Origin of the sequence: Sphaerotilus sp. (assembly GCF_034519685.1) — a bacterium.
GTDB lineage: Bacteria > Pseudomonadota > Gammaproteobacteria > Burkholderiales > Burkholderiaceae_C > Sphaerotilus.
The window spans coordinates 1,257,075-1,272,238 of the sequence record NZ_JAXHOF010000006.1 but is presented as its reverse complement, the minus strand read 5'-3'; the positions used below and the strand labels follow the sequence as shown (position 1 = coordinate 1,272,238).

The following is a 15,164-nucleotide window of genomic DNA, read 5'->3' as shown; positions in this document are numbered from 1 at the left end:
AGCAAACCCTGAGCCGGAGCCTGCCGAGTCACGGACGTGACGAGGATCTGCACGCCCACGCCCACGCCCACGCCCGGGCGGCCGAGCGGCGTCAGGCGGCGGGCGCCGTCTCCAGCCACTGCGCCAGGGCCAGCGCCACCACGGCGTTGACGCCGCCTTCCTGCGTCAGTGCGCGCTCGCGCATCTGGTTGACCAGGTCGGCCGGCAGGCGACAGGCCACCGAGACCAGCTTCGGTGCCGCGTGCTCGGCACGCTCGACACGCCGGGCGGCGGCATTGGCATCGGCCGACCCTTGGGCGAACCGCGGGGGCACGCCGGCCGTTTTCATCTTGCCGTCCAGCTTGCGGGCCAGGTGTTTGACCAGATCGGTCTTCTTCGCGCTCATGGGATCTTTCGGGAGAGTGAGCGGCCATTGTCCCCCACCGGCGTCAGGCCCCGGTCTGGCGGGTGTAGGTGAGATAGACCTCGTCGCGCACCCAGCCGAGTGCGGCGTAGGCGGCCTGCGCGGCGTGGTTGGTGCGGGCGGTGGTCAGCTCCATGCGCAACTTGCCGTGTTCGGCCGACAAGCGCTCTGCGGCCAACAGCAGCGCGCGGCCGGCTCCGCTGCGGCGGGCGGCGGGGGTCACGAACAGGTCCGACAGCAGGTAGATCGGCTGCGCCGCGATCGAGCAGAACACCGGGTAGAGCTGGCAGAAGCCGATCGCCTGGCCCGCGCCGTCCTCGGCCAGCAGGATCTGCGACTCGCCGCGGGTGAGGCGGTCGCGGAGGAACTGCGTGGCGGTGGCGAGGTCGGCGGGTTGTTCGTAGAACTGGCGGTAGGCGTCGAACAGCGGGGCGACGCGGTCGAGGTCGGCGAGGGTCGCGGGGCGGGTGGTGGTCGTCATTCGGCCAGCGGGACGTGGGTCTTGTAGGTCCAGCACTGGCCGAGGAAGGCTTCCGCGTCGGGCGTGCCGTAGGCCAGTCCGGCGGGCAGTTGCACCTGGTTGGGCGACTTCGGCAGCGCCTTCATCTCGTCCACCTTGAACGCCTCGTTCTCGAACGAGAGATCGCCGGTCGGGTTGAGCTTGTAGTACTTGGTGCCGTGGGCGTGCTTGAGGTGGGTGAGCTGCTTGGGGGCGTCGGAGTTGCCGTTGGGCTTCAGGCGGATGACGCCGCCGAACTTGTCCTCGTAGAAGAGCTGCAGGTAGGGCACGATCGGCGCGCCCTTGGGGCTGTGCGTGGTGACCTTGACGGTCTTTTTCCAGCGGCCGTCGGGCGAGCCGTATTCCTGCGAGAAACCGTCCATGAAGAACTGCGCCTGCTGGGTCGCCTTGAAGTAGCCCGGCTGGCCGGCGGTGACGGTCTTCTCGACCTCCTCGGGCGACTTGCCGGCGATGGTGACTTCGAAGATCGAGTCCACGACGTTGTCGGCCACGAAGGTCTTGGTGAGGTTCTCGAACCGGCCCTTGGCGTCGAGCACGGCGGGGGGCGTGTCCTTGGCGATGAACAGGGAGTCGCCGCATTCGTAGCTGAAGGCCTGGGACGACAGGGCCAGCAGCGTGCAGGCCAGCAAGCGGGTGAAGCGGGGGGCGGTCATGAACAAGCTCCTCGGGACATGCAACGCGGGCGGCGCTCGTGCATCACCGTCCGCTGTGATTCAGCAGCGCAGGATCAGCCGACCACTGTCGTCGTAGGCCGACACCTTGCTGTCATGGGTGACGAGGTGCATCGGCTCTGAAAAGGCGGTCGCGATCAACAGGCGATCAAACGGATCGTGGTGGATGGTCAAGGGCAGGCGTTCGACCTGGGCCATCACGTCTGCAGCGATGGCCATCTCTTGAAAACCCGCCTCGGCAAAGTCAACCCGGATCTGTGCCACGGGCGGCAAGTGCCCAGGAAACTTGCTGTTCTTGATGGCGATTTCCCACAGGGACGCGATGCTGATCCAGACCTCAGCGCCTTCGGCCAAGAGCAGTGACAACGCACGGGCGGGCAACTTTTCCGGCTGATACACCGCCCACAAGGCGATGTGGGTGTCGAGCAGCAGTCGCATTTCTGGGCGTCAATCCGGCAGATGCACCGCATCCAGCACGACACCCGAGGCGTCGAACTCCCGCGCGATGACGGCATCCAGTTCGTCCGAAGGATCAGGGATCACGTAGCGCCCGGCTGCGAGCCCCAGGCGGACCCGAGGACGGTCTAGTGGCACCAGCCGTGCGACCGGTTGCCCATGCTGCCCCAGCAGCGTCACCGACTCGTGCGCGGCACGCACGCGCTCCACCAACTGCACGAGCTGGCCTTGGGCTTCTTGAACCGGGATGGCGTGAGGGGTGGCGGGCATGGTGGCGATCTCCCGTTGGCGGCAGATGACGAGGCGTCCAGTATGGCAGGGCCGGACGTGCTGGCAACCCGTCAGACCTTGCGCACCAGCAGCCACCGATCCAGCGGCGCCACCAGCGCGATGCCGACCGTGTACGCGACGAGGTCGCCCCATGAAAACGTCGAGCCGAGCACCAGATGGCCGGGCGTGGTCGCGCGGATGGCGTTGAGCCACGGCGCCTGGTAGAGCTGGCTGCACTCGTCCGCGTAAGAGATCACCAGCGCCGTCAGCGCGACCTTGGCCACGGACGCGGCGGGGTACGTATTCAGCCCCCCGGTATTGACACCCGCAAAGCCCTGGGCACGCCGCGTCGAGAAGGACGCAGCGCGAGTTCGAAGATGACCTGAAGGACCGCAGGACCGAGCCTGCGGCCACGCACTCAGCCCGAGGGCACCAGCGAGGGCGCCAGACCACCGGTGAAGTGCGCCTGCATCGCCTGACGCAGATACGCCAGCGCATCACGGCCCTGGCGCTTGCAGCTCTCCACCACCGTGTAGCCCCGGGCGATGAACTCCTCGCCCCGGCGTGATCTCGTCAGCCCCGAGATCTTGCGCTTGAGCACGATGGTGCGCAGCGCCTGCTCGGCGGCGTTGTTGGTCGGCGGCACGGCCGCGTCGCTCACGAACGTCCACAGCGCCGGCCAGAGCTTGAGCACGTTGGCGCAGGTCAGTGCGGTGCGCTGGCAGGCGCCGGCGATGCCGCGCTCCAGCGCCCGGCGCACGTGGTGCTGCACCTGCGCCATCTGCGCGGCGACCTGCTGGTCCTTGCGGTGCCAGCGCCGGAACAGCACATAGCCCAGCCCCAGCAGTCGGCGCCCGATCCGTCCGGCCTGCCCCGCACGTTGACTGATGCGCGTGAAGTCCCGCAGCAGGTGCGCCCAGCACACCTGCCGCTGCGCGGCGTCCACCCAGTCGTACACCGCATAGCGGTCCGTGACCAGCTTGGCCTTCGGGCTCTCGCCCAGCATCTCCTTGGCCACGTAGCGCGCCCGCGAAGACCAGAGCTGGTACACCACCAGCTTGGGCTGCGTCACCGTCCACACCCAGTGCCGCCCCGCGCCTTCTCGCGCGTAGCTGGTCTCGTCCACATGCACCACCGGCGCTGCGGCCAGCGTCTTCACCGCCGCCTGCACCGGCTCCTTCAACGCCTGCGCCACCAGCCCGTGCGCCTGCGAGATCGCCCCCACGCTGAACCGCACCCCCAGCACCTGCGCCAGCAGATCCCGGATCTTGGGCTGCGTCAGGTGGTACGCCGTGCCCAGCAGCCCCACCAGGGCCAGCGCCCTCGGCCCGATCTGTCCGCGCGGCACCCCCGCCGGCAACACCGATGCGTGTGTCTTGCGGCAGTGCCCGCACACCCCGTGGTACAGCCGGTACTCCTGCACCTCGGCCTTCACCTGTGCCGGCACGTCGAACACCTGGTGCCGTATCGGCCGCCCCGCCGCCACCGGACCGCCACACTCGCATGCCGCAGGCGGCGGGCAGTCGTGGATCACGTCCACCTCGGACTCCGCCAGCAGCGCCCGGTACGTGCCCTTGTGCCCAGGCTGCGCGCCCCGCACCCGGCCGCTGGTCCGGCGTTGTGCCCGGTTGCCGCTGTCCCCCGGCCCGTCCGACGATGGCGGCTTCGACGAGTTGCGTGAGTTCAGCTTCTTGTCCAGCAGCGCACTGACCTGCTCGCGCAGCTTCGCCAGCTCCTGCCCCATCTGCTCGATCACCGCGTGGCATTGCTCCAGCGTCTCGGGCTTGTTCGGCACTGCGGTGGCCTCACGGCCAGGGGCTTCGGGTTGGTCCATCCCAGCACTCTCCGCCTCGCTCGCTCCGCGCGCTACCCGGACTTCACCGGCTTGACGATGTTGTCAATGCCGGGGGGCTGAATACGTACGCGGCGGGTGACACGAAGGCGACGAGCCAGTACACCATCTGCGCCCAGAGGGCGTCGCCGGGGTATTTCTCGAAGATCGTGGGGAACAGGGATGGGTATTTGCGGGAGGCGAGGCCGAGGGCGATCGTGGCGGTGATCGCGGCGGCGAGGGTCAGGCGGGAGCGAAGCATTGACATGCGCTTCTGATATTCAGGATGACCCACCCTTTGTTATTTTTGAGAGCGCCGTCGCTTTTTCAGCCATTCGCACCAGGGCTGATTTATAGACGATACTGTCCTCTCGTCTGTCAACTGCCATCACCATCACGATCAATTTGTCGTCTTCCACTGCATAGACAAGTCGGACCCCTTGTTTGTTCAGCTTGATCTTGTAGCATCCGCTCAAATCACCGTGAAGGGCTCCACCCGGAACATGCGGATTATCAAGCCTTTTTGCCAGCAATTTCTTCAGGTTCTCCTTGACGGAACCATCAAGTGCTTTCCATTCGGCCAACGCTTGGGGCATGAAGAAAATTCTGTATCGATGCTTCCTAGAGGTCGTCAAAATCAACCTCTACCGCGCTTGCCTTGTCAGCCAGCCGGGCCAGGACTTTTTTATACAAGTCCTGTTCTGAGATTTCATCCATGATGGCCTCGAACAATTCGGGTTCGATCATGTAGAAGGCAGCTTTATTGTGGTTCAGAACGGCGACAGGTCTGTTGTTCGCTTCTCGCAGGACAGCCGCCGGGTTCTTCTTGAACTCCGACATGCTGACGGCGACATCGGCCAAGATGATTTGCATGGATTGGCTCCTTGATTGGAGCCAAATTTAGCTCTAAATTCAGGTCTTGTCAACGAGTCGCCCGTTTACTGCTGGCGGCACGTAAAACCAGCAGCGCAAGCTGCATGCGCTCTTCCATGCTCAGGCTTGAATACGCCTGTCCCTTTGCTCAACCTGTTGATTTCATGGCAGTGTTGCACTTCAGTTTAGAGCGTGCCCACTTTGCATATACTGAGATAACTTCTGATGTACATCCCAGATAAGCTGTGCCATTTGCTTCAATATTGTATGATGAGATTGACTCAGCGTGGCGGCCACTACCCCATCCCCCTCCCACCGTGGTGGGTAGTGTGTAACCAAGCGATGAAGCTCGACAACGAGTTCCCGTACCCCATCTCTCTCCGGTACATCCTCAGATCGAAGCGAAAAAAACTCGGGATCGATCTTCTTCAGCCGTTCTCTTGTGTTCCCAGACTCACAGCACATCGTGTGCAATGCTTCAATGGTGAGGGTATAGGCTCGGCTGTAGCGAAGAGAACTAAGTCGCGGGATTTCGGCAAGAGATCCGGCCGTTTCGTAGCGGGGATTCGTCATAGTGTGATGGTTGGTGTTGTGGAGGCCGTGATACCTAACGTTTGAGCCTTCACCTCTTTGTATCTAGATATTCTACGGTAGTTCATTTGCAGTCCCATATGATGGGATCACTCATAAAACTCTCATTTTCCAGTCTTCGCAACTCTTGAAAATTTGAAGTTGATTGCTTTATGCGGTCCCATGATTTTTTGAATGAAGGAAGCAAAAAATTTGATTTTATTCCATCCCGCCAGACAATCCAAGTCTCTTTGGTGACCTTACCCGACATGCGAAGATTTATTTGCTCATTAGTTAAATCTATATACATATAGAAATCATCAGCCAAATCAGCCAACTCATAATCCGTAATCCCCTCCCCCAGCATAACAGAAGAAGGCAGTTTTTCGATTATTCTTCTATACTCCATAAACAGTTGATTCTCAAACTGAGAAACCGATATCTCGCGATTTAATTTCAACTGAGAGTACGCAAACAAAACCCCAACGGCTGTAACAACCGTCGCAGCGCAAGAAATTACTTCTAAAATTAACTCCAATTTGAAGGGAAAAGGAAATATTGCGCACAAACCAACAATTGTTGCCATTACCAGCACGGCACATATTATTGACTGAGCTGTTAAATTAATATTTAATTTCATTAAATTTAATTCGTAAAATTACCATTTGATGTTTTAGATTATTGACTCCAAAGTCAATAATCTATGCCAGACATAATATTCACAGATTTACGGTCGACTCATTTCTCACCTGGCGATGCAATTGAAACATTTTCAATAATTGACCGCCACCGATCGATCTGATCGACAGGCCACCGCATCTCGATGCGTGTGATGTGATCGGATTCGATTTGTACCCGTCGATAAATACCTACTGAGCCTTCGGTTCCACTCACCACGAACCAGTTATCTTTACGGCGTTTGTAAGTGACTACCAATTTTTGGTTGGGCTTAACAAGACCTCGGCTCTCATATTCAAACAACTCGTCAATAGAACTGCCTTCGGCTTTTCGCTCTCCCCACGCCGTTAGCATAAACGCTGCATCACTCGACGCAAAGACCTGGCCATCTCCGTTTGCCGATTCCCCCTGAGGGAATAGAACCCCTTGCGGATAGCGCACCTTGAACCCGAAGCGTGAGTTTTCGTATGCAGCAAGTGTGTCGGGATCAACTTTCACATTCTCCTTCACTTCGACCGGTGATCGCTCGGGGCCGACAGGGGCTGTTGCCGGATATTTAGGATTTGATGCGCTGTTCTCTGGCAGTTTATATGGAATGCGCAAGGCAAAGAAGGCAAGAGCCGTGATCCCGGCGAGCCCCACGGCAGCCCATAAGACAGTCTTGTTAGCAGTTGACGCCTGTCCGCTTTCTTCCGATTTAGTAGGTGCGGATGACGATGGGCGTGCCTCAGCCAGCGGAGGCGGTTGCGATGCGAGAGGTTCTGCGTTGGCAACTACGAGTCGGCGATCGCAGTAGTACGCAGCAAGTAGTCCGACAGGGGGCCATATAACCAAACCTAGGTTGCGGTCGTACTCGTCTTGCCAAAAGAACGATCCGACTACCCACACACCAGCCAAAAAGACCACAAGCCGAAATCCATAACCTGCACTCCACCAGCCGGACTGCACCCTGCCCAATCGTTGCGTTAGGGACGGGCCAGCTTGCCGATTTTTGAGCCATGTACCGAACTTAAACGTTGCAATTGCTATGCCTAATCCAATAAACCCAAGAATCACGTCCATCCCTTGCGTGAAACCTGTTAGGCCAGCAAGTATTCGAAGTATCGCAAAAATAATCCAAACTACCGAGAGTGCGCGGAGAAGCGTACCAGCGAATTTTGTCATGCGTGAATCTAATCTGCCAAAATGGAATTGTTAAAGCCGCGATAGCGACGCCTAACTTAATTTAAACCTCACGACCCTGCCGTCTAAATCAACACCAATCCAGTATTCGAGTCGTTGTTGGAGTTGGTGTTTTTCTCTACCCTGCATGGTTTAACTCCCGTATGACTCACCTGAAAGTCTGCTCTTCCGACGTAACCTATTACGCATGCAGTCAGTCCCCCATGATGCCGGTGCGAAACCCCTGCGCTCATCAGCGACACCACCCAAAATCGCGAATTCATCACGAAAACGCAAAAACGGCCGAGGAGCCCTCGCCCCTCGGCCGCTTTGTCAGCGCCGACGCTACCGCCCGCGCATCACTTCGCCGTCGGCATCACGAACTCCGCCCCCTTCGCGATGCTCGCCGGCCACCGCTGCATCACCGACTTCTGCTTGGTATAGAACCGCACGCCCTCTTCCCCATAGGCGTGCATGTCGCCAAACAGGCTCTTCTTCCAGCCGCCAAACCCATGCCACGCCATCGGCACCGGGATCGGCACGTTGATGCCGACCATGCCGACCTGGATCCGGCGCGAGAACTCGCGCGCCACGCCGCCGTCGCTGGTGTAGCAGGCCACCCCATTCCCGAACTCGTGCGCGTTGACCAGATCGACCGCCGTGGCGAAGTCCGGCACGCGCACGCAGGCCAGCACCGGGCCGAAGATCTCTTCCTTGTAGATGCGCATCTCGGGCGTGACGTGGTCGAACAGCGTGCCGCCGGTCCAGAACCCGCCCTCGAACCCGGCCGGCCGGAAGCCGCGCCCGTCCACGACGAGCTGCGCGCCCTCCTCCACGCCGGTGGCGATGTAGCCCTCGATGCGGTCACGCGCCACGCCGGTGACGATCGGGCCCATCTCGGCGTCGAGTTCCATGCCGTTCTTGATCTTGAGCGCCCGCGCCCGCTCGGCCACCAGCGGCACGACCTTGTCGGCGATGTCGCCCACCAGCACCGCCACCGAAATCGCCATGCAGCGCTCACCCGCCGAGCCATACGCCGCGCCGATCAGCGCGTCCACCACCTGATCGACATCCGCATCCGGCATCACGACCATGTGGTTCTTCGCGCCGCCGAGCGCCTGCACGCGCTTGCCGTGGTGCGCGCCGGTCTCGTAGATGTACTGCGCGATCGGCGTCGAGCCGACGAAGCTGACCGCCTTCACGTCCGGGTGCGTCAGCAGCGTGTCCACCGCCAGCTTGTCGCCCTGCACGACGTTGAACACGCCGTCCGGCAGCCCGGCCTGCTTGAGCAGATCGGCCATGAACAGGCTGGCGCTCGGGTCGCGCTCGCTGGGCTTGAGGATGAAGCTGTTGCCGCAGGCGATCGCCACCGGGAACATCCAGCACGGCACCATGCACGGGAAGTTGAACGGCGTGATGCCGGCCACCACGCCCAGCGACTGGCGCATCGTCCAGTTGTCGATGCCGGTCGAGACCTGGTCGGTGTAGTCGCCCTTCAGCAACTGCGGGATGCCGCAGGCGAACTCGACGATGTCGATGCCGCGGCTGACTTCGCCGATCGCGTCGGTGAAGACCTTGCCGTGTTCGGCGGTGATCATCGCGGCGAGTTCGTCGCGGTGTTCGTTCAGCAGCGCGAGGAAGTTGTTCATCACCCGCGCGCGGCGGATCGGCGGCGTCTCGGACCACGCCGGAAACGCCGCCTTGGCCGACGCAACCGCCGCGTTCACCTCGTCCACCGACGCCAGCGCGACCTGGCGGGCGACGGCGCCGGTGGCGGGGTTGTAGACGGCCTGGGAGCGGCCACTCGTGCTGGCGACGCGCTCGCCTTGGATGTAGTGGCCGATGTCGCGGGGGTCGGTGTAGGGCTGCGTGCTCATGGGGGACTCCGGTGGGTGTTCTGAACGGGATGCAGCGCAGTCTAGGCACACACCCGGCGCGTGACCAGACCGGGTCGCTGGATACACTGTTCACGCTGACGAACAATCCTCCGCATGAACCCGGAACAAACCAGGAACCTGGTGTCACGTCAAGGGTCGGCTGACCCCGAAGGCCCCCCTCCCGACCTCCCCCGCTGGGGGAGGAGAAAGAGCGCCGATCCCGTGCGCCCGGGTCTTGCTCCCTCCCCCAGCGGGGGAGGGCTGGGGTGGGGGCTCGGGCCGCACCAACCGTCCATCAACGCTTGACACAACACCAGGAACCCGCACATGGACACCCGTCGCATCGATCACCTCTGGTCCCACGTCCACTGGCTCACCGTGCTGGGCGACCTGGGCAGCTACACCGCCGCCGCGCAGCGCCTGGGTGTGAGCAAGGCGGCGATGAGCCAGCGCATCAGCGAGCTGGAGCGCACCGCCGGCGTGCCGCTGGTGCAGCGCACGACACGCAGCGTGCGCCTGACCGAAGCCGGCCAGCAGCTCGTGGACACCACCCGCAGCGCCTTCGCGCAGATCGAGCGCGGGTTCTCGGGCGTGAAGGATCTGGCGGCGCAGCCGCGCGGGCTGCTGCGGGTGACGATGCCGGTGGCGCTGGGGCGGCAGACGGTCGTGCCGCACCTGCCAGCCTTCCTGCGCGCCTACCCGGAGGTGCGGCTGGAGCTGAACCTGTCGGACCGGCTCACGTCGCTGGCACAGGAGGGCTTCGACCTGGCGATCCGCCACACCGAGCACCCGCCGGAAACCCATGTGGCGTGGCGGCTGGCGGACACGCGGGCACTGCTGGTGGCCACGCGCGGCTACCTGGCCGAGCGCGGCACGCCGCAGCACCCGGCCGAGCTGGCGCAGCACGACTGTCTGCACTACGTCCGCCCCGGCGAGGCGCCGACCTGGCAGTTCCGCGAAGCGCAGGCCGCTGCGGGCGCGCAGGCCAGCCATGTGACCGTCGCCGTGCGCGGGCCGTTCAGCGCCAACAACAGCGAGGTGCTGCGCGAGGCGGCCACGGCCGGGCTGGGCATCGCGCTGCTGCCGGACTTCAGCGCCGAGGCCGCACTGGCGGCGGGTGACGTGGTGGAAGTGCTGCCGGACTGGCGTAGCGTGGGCGCCTTCGGGGGGCACCTGTACGCCTTGCGTCCGTACAGCCCGCATGTGCCGCGCACCGTGCTGGCCCTGGTCGGGCACCTTCGGCAAACGATGGACAAAAAAAACCCACCCGGTTAGGGGTGGGCCGATAGACGCGCCGCAAAGCGCGCCGTTGGGAACTGGGCACCGGGAGCAGGTTCGATGGTTTTTATGTTCGAACTCTTGACTCGCCAGCTTCAGATTTCTGGACTTCCAAGTACACCGCGTGACAGCAACTGGTTCGTACTGTACGGACAGGGACCACCGCCGCACATCCCCACGACGGTGGAAGGAAAATTGTTAATCCATCACAAACCTGGCCCCTCTGCCCGTGCACCGATCGGCCCGCGACAAACGGCAGCATCTCTCCATCATTGCAACCCCAATGCCAAGCAATTGACACGATCTACACCAGATCAACCCAGTGGGCCTTTGTGCGCCGGGGGATGTCCGCCCCCGTATGATCCAGCCCGCCATGCTCCTGTCCCGCCGATCCACCCTCGCCCGTCTGAGCCGCTGGGCGGCCTTGCTGGCCGCACAGAACGTGCTGTCGGCACCGAACACGCTGCTGCCACGCATCGCCGCACCGCAGTTCAGCGATGACCCGTTTTCGCTGGGCGTCGCCAGCGGACAGCCGCGTCCGCACAGTGTCGTGTTGTGGACGCGCCTGATGGCCGATCCCACCCAACCGGATGGCGGCCTGCCGCAAGCGCTGCTGCCGCTGCACTGGCAGGTGGCCGAGGACGCGGCATTCGCGCGCATCGTGCGCAGCGGCACGGTGCTGGCCGATCCGGCACAGGCCCACAGCGTGCGGGTGCAGGTGGAGCACCTGCGGCCCGCGCGGCCCTACTGGTACCGCTTCCTGGCCGGCGGCGTCGCCAGTCCGGTCGGCCGCACCCGCACCGCACCGGCCGAGGACGCCACGGTGGACCGGCTGCGACTTGCCCTGGCGTCCTGCCAGCACTTCGAGCAGGGCTGGTTCACGGCGCACCGCGAAATCGCCGGACTGGACCTGGACGCAGTGGTGTTCGTCGGCGACTACCTCTACGACTCCAGCAACCGGCGCTTCCGGCTGCGCTCGCACGAGGCGGAAAAACCCGTGACGCTCGCGCAGTTCCGCGCCCGCCATGCCACGTACAAACGCGACCCGGATCTGCAGGCCAGCCATGCCGCACACCCCTGGATCCTCGCCTGGGACGACCACGAGGTGCGCAACGACTACGCCGGCGCCTTCGGCAACGAGGAAGACCTCTCGCCCGAAGCGTTCGTGCAGGTACGGGCTGCGGCCTACCAGGCCTACTTCGAGCACCTGCCACTGGCGCTCGACCAGCGGCCCGGACCGCAGGGCCTGCGCATGCACGACCGCTTCCGCTGGGGACGCCTGGCCGACCTGTGGATGCTGGACGGGCGCCAGTACCGTACGCCGCAGGCCTGTAACCGCGGCAATGTGGCAGATGGCCGGGTGCGCTGGCGGTGTCCCAGCCTGAACGACGACCGCGGCACGATGCTGGGCGCCGAGCAGGAGCGCTGGCTGCACGAGGGTCTGCGCGACACGGCCTGTCGCTGGAAACTGATCGGCCAGGCCACGCAGCTCAGTCCGTGGGGCCTGCCGGGACCGAACGGCGAGCCGGTCATCTACACCGACGGCTGGGATGGCTACCCCGCGGCCCGCGCCCGACTGCTGGGGCACATCCACACCCAGGGCCTGGACAATGTGGTGTTCCTCGGTGGCGACGTGCACCGGCATGTGGCCGCACAGCTGCGGGCGAATCCGAAGAATCCGGAATCGCCGGTGGTGGCCAGTGAATTCGTGACATCTTCCCTCACGACGGTCGGATTGCCGGAATCCTTCATGTCGCTGATACGCCGCAGTCACCCGGACATCCTGCACGCCCGCAGTGACGAAAGGGGCTATATGCAGGTGGACGTCACAGACCGCTCGATACACTGTGTCGCAAGAGCTACAGGTTTCCCGGTTCTTGCGCACTCGGCGCTGCACACGCAAGCGCGGTTTCGCGTGGATGCGGGACGGGCCGGCCCGCAACGTGAATGACCACGTCGGCCCGCGACATGGCCTGGATGCTGGGTCGGAGGCTTGGTGGCTGAGGGCAACCGGGTCGGCAGTGGGAGAATGACAATGATGGCCGAACGACGCACCCTGAGCAGCTGGTTCCCCTGGACCCACTGGTTCTCCGACCGCTCCCGACGCAAGGCCGAACGCCGCAAGGCCGAGGACTTTGCCGACTATGGCACCGCGTTCGGCCTGGACCTGAGCATGGATCCGAAGGGCGAATCGCCGACCCGCCCCGCCACGCAGCCAACCCCTGCCAAGGCCCCGACCAGCAAGCGCTGACCGCAATGCGTGCGCCTCAGCGCACGATCAGCACGGGCGTCTTGCAGTTCGCCATCACCCGGGTGGCAACCGAGCCGAGCACCAAGTTGCCCAGCTCCGAATGCCCGTGCGAGCCCATCATCAGCAGGTCGAAGTCGCCTTCGGTCGCCGTCTTGCAGATGGTGTCGGCGATGTGGCCGGTCTTGCTGAGATACGTCGCCTGGAGCCCTTGCTTGTCCAGGAAGGCGCGCAGCGAGTGGAACACCTTCTCGCCCTCGTCCGCGTAGTAGGACTGCAGCAGTTCACGGTCCAGCACCGCAGCCGCACGGGGCGGAATCGGCGGCACGACGGTCAGCACGGTGTAGCTGTGCTGGGGACCGAGCCATTCCTCATGGGCGGCCCAGTACGCGACCATGCGCCGGGTGAATTCACTGCCATCGACTGCAACCAGAATTTTCATGACGGTTCTCCGATCCAAGCACCCAGGTCCAGTACCCAGATGCAATTGCCCAAGCGGGATGCTGACCAGTCTGTCAGCAGACGTTCAGCAATGACTTGATGCGAATCAACTTTGATCGCGGCCGTGGCACAGCTTGAACTTGCGACCACTGCCACACGGACAGGGTTCGTTGCGGCCCACCTTGGGCATCCCGCGGCGCACGGTGGTGACCTTCAGGCGCTCGGTGCGGCCAATGGCGGCCAGGTCGATGACCGTGGCAACCAGATCCTCGATGGCTGCGTCGAGTGACTTGAGCGGGTGCTCCTGGTCGAGTGCCTTGGTGTAGGCCTGCTCGTCCTCGTCCTGCTCCGGCAGGTGCCGCCGCAGACAGGCCAGCAGGTCGGACAGATCGGCGTGGCCCAGCTCCTCCAGCGCGGGAAAGTGGTTGAGCGCATGCTCGAAACCCGTCACCCACGGTGCCAGCGCACCTTCGATCTCGGCGCGGCCGGTCAGCGGCTGGTCATCATCGCCCAGCGGCTGCATGACGACTGGATCGAACCATTCGTCCTCGACCATCGCGCGGTGGAGGGCGTCAAAGCGGCGCTGGGCCAGGGTCATCAGGCGCTCGTGCTTGGCCGCGTGCCAGCCCGGGGTGTCGGGCGTCAGCACCTGACCGCCCTCGCCCAGGTTCCAGTCGCAGGCCGGCGGCAGCCAGTCGGCGATGTCGATGGCGGCCGGCTGCGACAGCACGCCGCAGAGGTAGCCGTCGAGCATCACCACGTCCAGCGCATCGAGCGGCTGGGGAATGGCGGCAAGCAGGTCGTCGAGTTCGCCGATTTCTGCGTCGTTGAGGTCGTGAGAAGAGGTCATGGTCGAGCGGCTCTGGCTGTTCTGGTGTGGCGGTATTGTGCCGGCTGGGGCGGCCCGTGGAGCGCCGGGCGGTACGATGTCGGCATGGGACATCGACTCACTCAGATCAGCACCCGCACCGGCGACGACGGCACCACCGGCCTCGGCGACGGCACCCGGGTGCCCAAGGACCACCTGCGCATCTCGGCGATGGGCGACGTGGACGAACTCAACTCGCAGCTCGGCGTGCTGCTGGCCGAGCCGCTGCCCGACGATGTACGCGCGCTGCTGGTGGTGATCCAGCACGAGCTGTTCAATCTGGGGGGCGAGCTGTGCATCCCCGGCTACACGCTGCTCAAGGACGAGGCCGTGCTGCGGCTGGACGAGGCGCTGGCGACGCACAACGCTACCCTGCCCCGTCTGGAGGAGTTCATCCTGCCAGCAGGCACCCGCAGCGCTGCGCTGGCCCATGTGGCCCGCACGATCGCACGCCGGGCCGAGCGCGCCGTGGTGACCCTCACCGCGCAGGAACCGGGCGCCGTCAACGCCGCACCGCGCCAGTACCTGAACCGGCTGTCGGACCTGCTGTTCGTGCTGGCGCGCGTGCTGAACCGCGCCAATCTGGATGGACTTGGTGGCGACGATGTGTACTGGCGCAGCGAGCGCCTGCTGCGCAACGCCGACTGACGCGGCATCCCCGCAGGGATGCTCAGAAGTCGAGCGTCCGTCCGGGGACATCCATGCGGATCTTGGCGCGGGCCGTGGCCGCGCCGGCCGCTTCGGCGAAGCGCATTGTCCAGGCGTCGCCTGCCGCGAACGCCTCCGGGCCCGCCGCCTCGGCGATGGCCAGCAGCTTGTCCGCCACGAGCACCTTGCCGGAGGCGCGCAGGGGCTCGCAATCGAAGTCGAGGAACTGCTCGTCGAGCCAGCGCCGCGCATCGTCAGCGCTCATCGACGCATCGGCCGCAATGCGGAACTCCTGGTCCGGGCCGAAGGAAACGGTCATTTCATGGTGCATGGTGCATTCTCCAAGGGACGGCCACACAGGGCCGTACAAC

General features: G+C 63.9%; 20 protein-coding genes. 4 read left to right on the top strand and 16 right to left on the bottom strand.

From position 1 onward, the window contains the following. Nucleotides 1-91 precede the first annotated feature (91 nt). From U5O44_RS16995 to U5O44_RS16935, 13 genes are all read right to left on the bottom strand, one after another. Nucleotides 92-385 (bottom strand): hypothetical protein, encoded by a 294-nt coding sequence (locus tag U5O44_RS16995; protein WP_322589589.1) that lies wholly within the window; start codon nt 383-385, stop codon nt 92-94. Nucleotides 386-428: 43 nt separating this feature from the next. Next, a complete protein-coding gene (locus tag U5O44_RS16990; RefSeq protein ID WP_322589588.1) occupies nt 429-884 on the bottom strand; it encodes a GNAT family N-acetyltransferase in 456 nt (151 codons plus the stop codon). Beyond that, on the bottom strand, nt 881-1,576 hold the full coding sequence (locus U5O44_RS16985) for a hypothetical protein (protein WP_322589587.1): 696 nt from the start codon (nt 1,574-1,576) through the stop codon (nt 881-883). Before U5O44_RS16985 ends, U5O44_RS16990 begins: the two co-directional genes overlap by 4 nt. Nucleotides 1,577-1,636: 60 nt before the next feature. Further along, entirely contained in the window at nt 1,637-2,032 is a 396-nt protein-coding gene (locus U5O44_RS16980) for a type II toxin-antitoxin system VapC family toxin (protein WP_322589586.1), read from the bottom strand. Nucleotides 2,033-2,041: 9 nt separating this feature from the next. Then, the gene (locus U5O44_RS16975) at nt 2,042-2,320 is read right to left on the bottom strand and encodes a type II toxin-antitoxin system Phd/YefM family antitoxin (protein WP_322589585.1); all 279 of its coding nucleotides are present in this window, start codon (nt 2,318-2,320) and stop codon (nt 2,042-2,044) included. A gap of 71 nt (nt 2,321-2,391) precedes the next feature. Further along, nucleotides 2,392-2,604 (bottom strand): ribosomal maturation YjgA family protein, encoded by a 213-nt coding sequence (locus tag U5O44_RS16970; protein ID WP_322589584.1) that lies wholly within the window; start codon nt 2,602-2,604, stop codon nt 2,392-2,394. A 134-nt stretch (nt 2,605-2,738) separates the two neighbouring features. Further along, entirely contained in the window at nt 2,739-4,154 is a 1,416-nt protein-coding gene (gene tnpC, locus U5O44_RS16965) for an IS66 family transposase (RefSeq protein ID WP_322586439.1), read from the bottom strand. A gap of 43 nt (nt 4,155-4,197) precedes the next feature. Then, entirely contained in the window at nt 4,198-4,413 is a 216-nt protein-coding gene (locus tag U5O44_RS16960) for a hypothetical protein (RefSeq protein WP_322589583.1), read from the bottom strand. A 19-nt stretch (nt 4,414-4,432) separates the two neighbouring features. Further along, entirely contained in the window at nt 4,433-4,747 is a 315-nt protein-coding gene (locus U5O44_RS16955) for a type II toxin-antitoxin system RelE family toxin (protein WP_322589582.1), read from the bottom strand. A 25-nt stretch (nt 4,748-4,772) separates the two neighbouring features. Beyond that, entirely contained in the window at nt 4,773-5,024 is a 252-nt protein-coding gene (locus U5O44_RS16950) for a type II toxin-antitoxin system Phd/YefM family antitoxin (protein ID WP_322589581.1), read from the bottom strand. Between the two features lie 655 nt (nt 5,025-5,679). After that, nucleotides 5,680-6,234: a hypothetical protein gene (locus U5O44_RS16945; RefSeq protein WP_322589580.1), complete on the bottom strand. Its 555-nt coding sequence runs from the start codon at nt 6,232-6,234 to the stop codon at nt 5,680-5,682. Between the two features lie 98 nt (nt 6,235-6,332). Further along, complete coding sequence (locus U5O44_RS16940; RefSeq protein WP_322589579.1) at nt 6,333-7,436, bottom strand: hypothetical protein; 1,104 nt, start codon at nt 7,434-7,436, stop codon at nt 6,333-6,335. A gap of 356 nt (nt 7,437-7,792) precedes the next feature. Continuing rightward, a complete protein-coding gene (locus U5O44_RS16935) occupies nt 7,793-9,310 on the bottom strand; it encodes a CoA-acylating methylmalonate-semialdehyde dehydrogenase (RefSeq protein ID WP_322589578.1) in 1,518 nt (505 codons plus the stop codon). 327 nt (nt 9,311-9,637) lie between these two features. Here U5O44_RS16935 and U5O44_RS16930 point away from each other — a divergent pair, with 327 nt between their 5' ends. From U5O44_RS16930 to U5O44_RS16920, 3 genes are all read left to right on the top strand, one after another. Continuing rightward, the gene (locus tag U5O44_RS16930) at nt 9,638-10,585 is read left to right on the top strand and encodes a LysR family transcriptional regulator (RefSeq protein WP_322589577.1); all 948 of its coding nucleotides are present in this window, start codon (nt 9,638-9,640) and stop codon (nt 10,583-10,585) included. Nucleotides 10,586-10,961: 376 nt separating this feature from the next. Next, nucleotides 10,962-12,539, top strand: coding sequence for an alkaline phosphatase D family protein (locus U5O44_RS16925; RefSeq protein ID WP_322589576.1), 1,578 nt, complete (start codon nt 10,962-10,964; stop codon nt 12,537-12,539). Between the two features lie 87 nt (nt 12,540-12,626). Continuing rightward, nucleotides 12,627-12,839 (top strand): hypothetical protein, encoded by a 213-nt coding sequence (locus U5O44_RS16920; RefSeq protein ID WP_322589575.1) that lies wholly within the window; start codon nt 12,627-12,629, stop codon nt 12,837-12,839. A gap of 16 nt (nt 12,840-12,855) precedes the next feature. Here U5O44_RS16920 and U5O44_RS16915 read toward each other — a convergent pair whose 3' ends face one another. Together U5O44_RS16915 and U5O44_RS16910 are read right to left on the bottom strand one after the other, a co-directional pair. Beyond that, nucleotides 12,856-13,278, bottom strand: a complete 423-nt coding sequence (locus tag U5O44_RS16915) for a universal stress protein (protein ID WP_322589574.1) — start codon at nt 13,276-13,278, stop codon at nt 12,856-12,858. A gap of 105 nt (nt 13,279-13,383) precedes the next feature. Beyond that, nucleotides 13,384-14,127, bottom strand: coding sequence for a UPF0149 family protein (locus U5O44_RS16910; RefSeq protein WP_322589573.1), 744 nt, complete (start codon nt 14,125-14,127; stop codon nt 13,384-13,386). Nucleotides 14,128-14,211: 84 nt separating this feature from the next. Between U5O44_RS16910 and U5O44_RS16905 the strand changes: the two genes are divergently transcribed. Then, nucleotides 14,212-14,793, top strand: a complete 582-nt coding sequence (locus U5O44_RS16905) for a cob(I)yrinic acid a,c-diamide adenosyltransferase (protein WP_322589572.1) — start codon at nt 14,212-14,214, stop codon at nt 14,791-14,793. A gap of 22 nt (nt 14,794-14,815) precedes the next feature. Here the strand turns inward: U5O44_RS16905 and U5O44_RS16900 are convergent, their stop codons facing one another. Then, nucleotides 14,816-15,124, bottom strand: coding sequence for a hypothetical protein (locus U5O44_RS16900; protein WP_322589571.1), 309 nt, complete (start codon nt 15,122-15,124; stop codon nt 14,816-14,818). Nucleotides 15,125-15,164 lie beyond the last annotated feature (40 nt).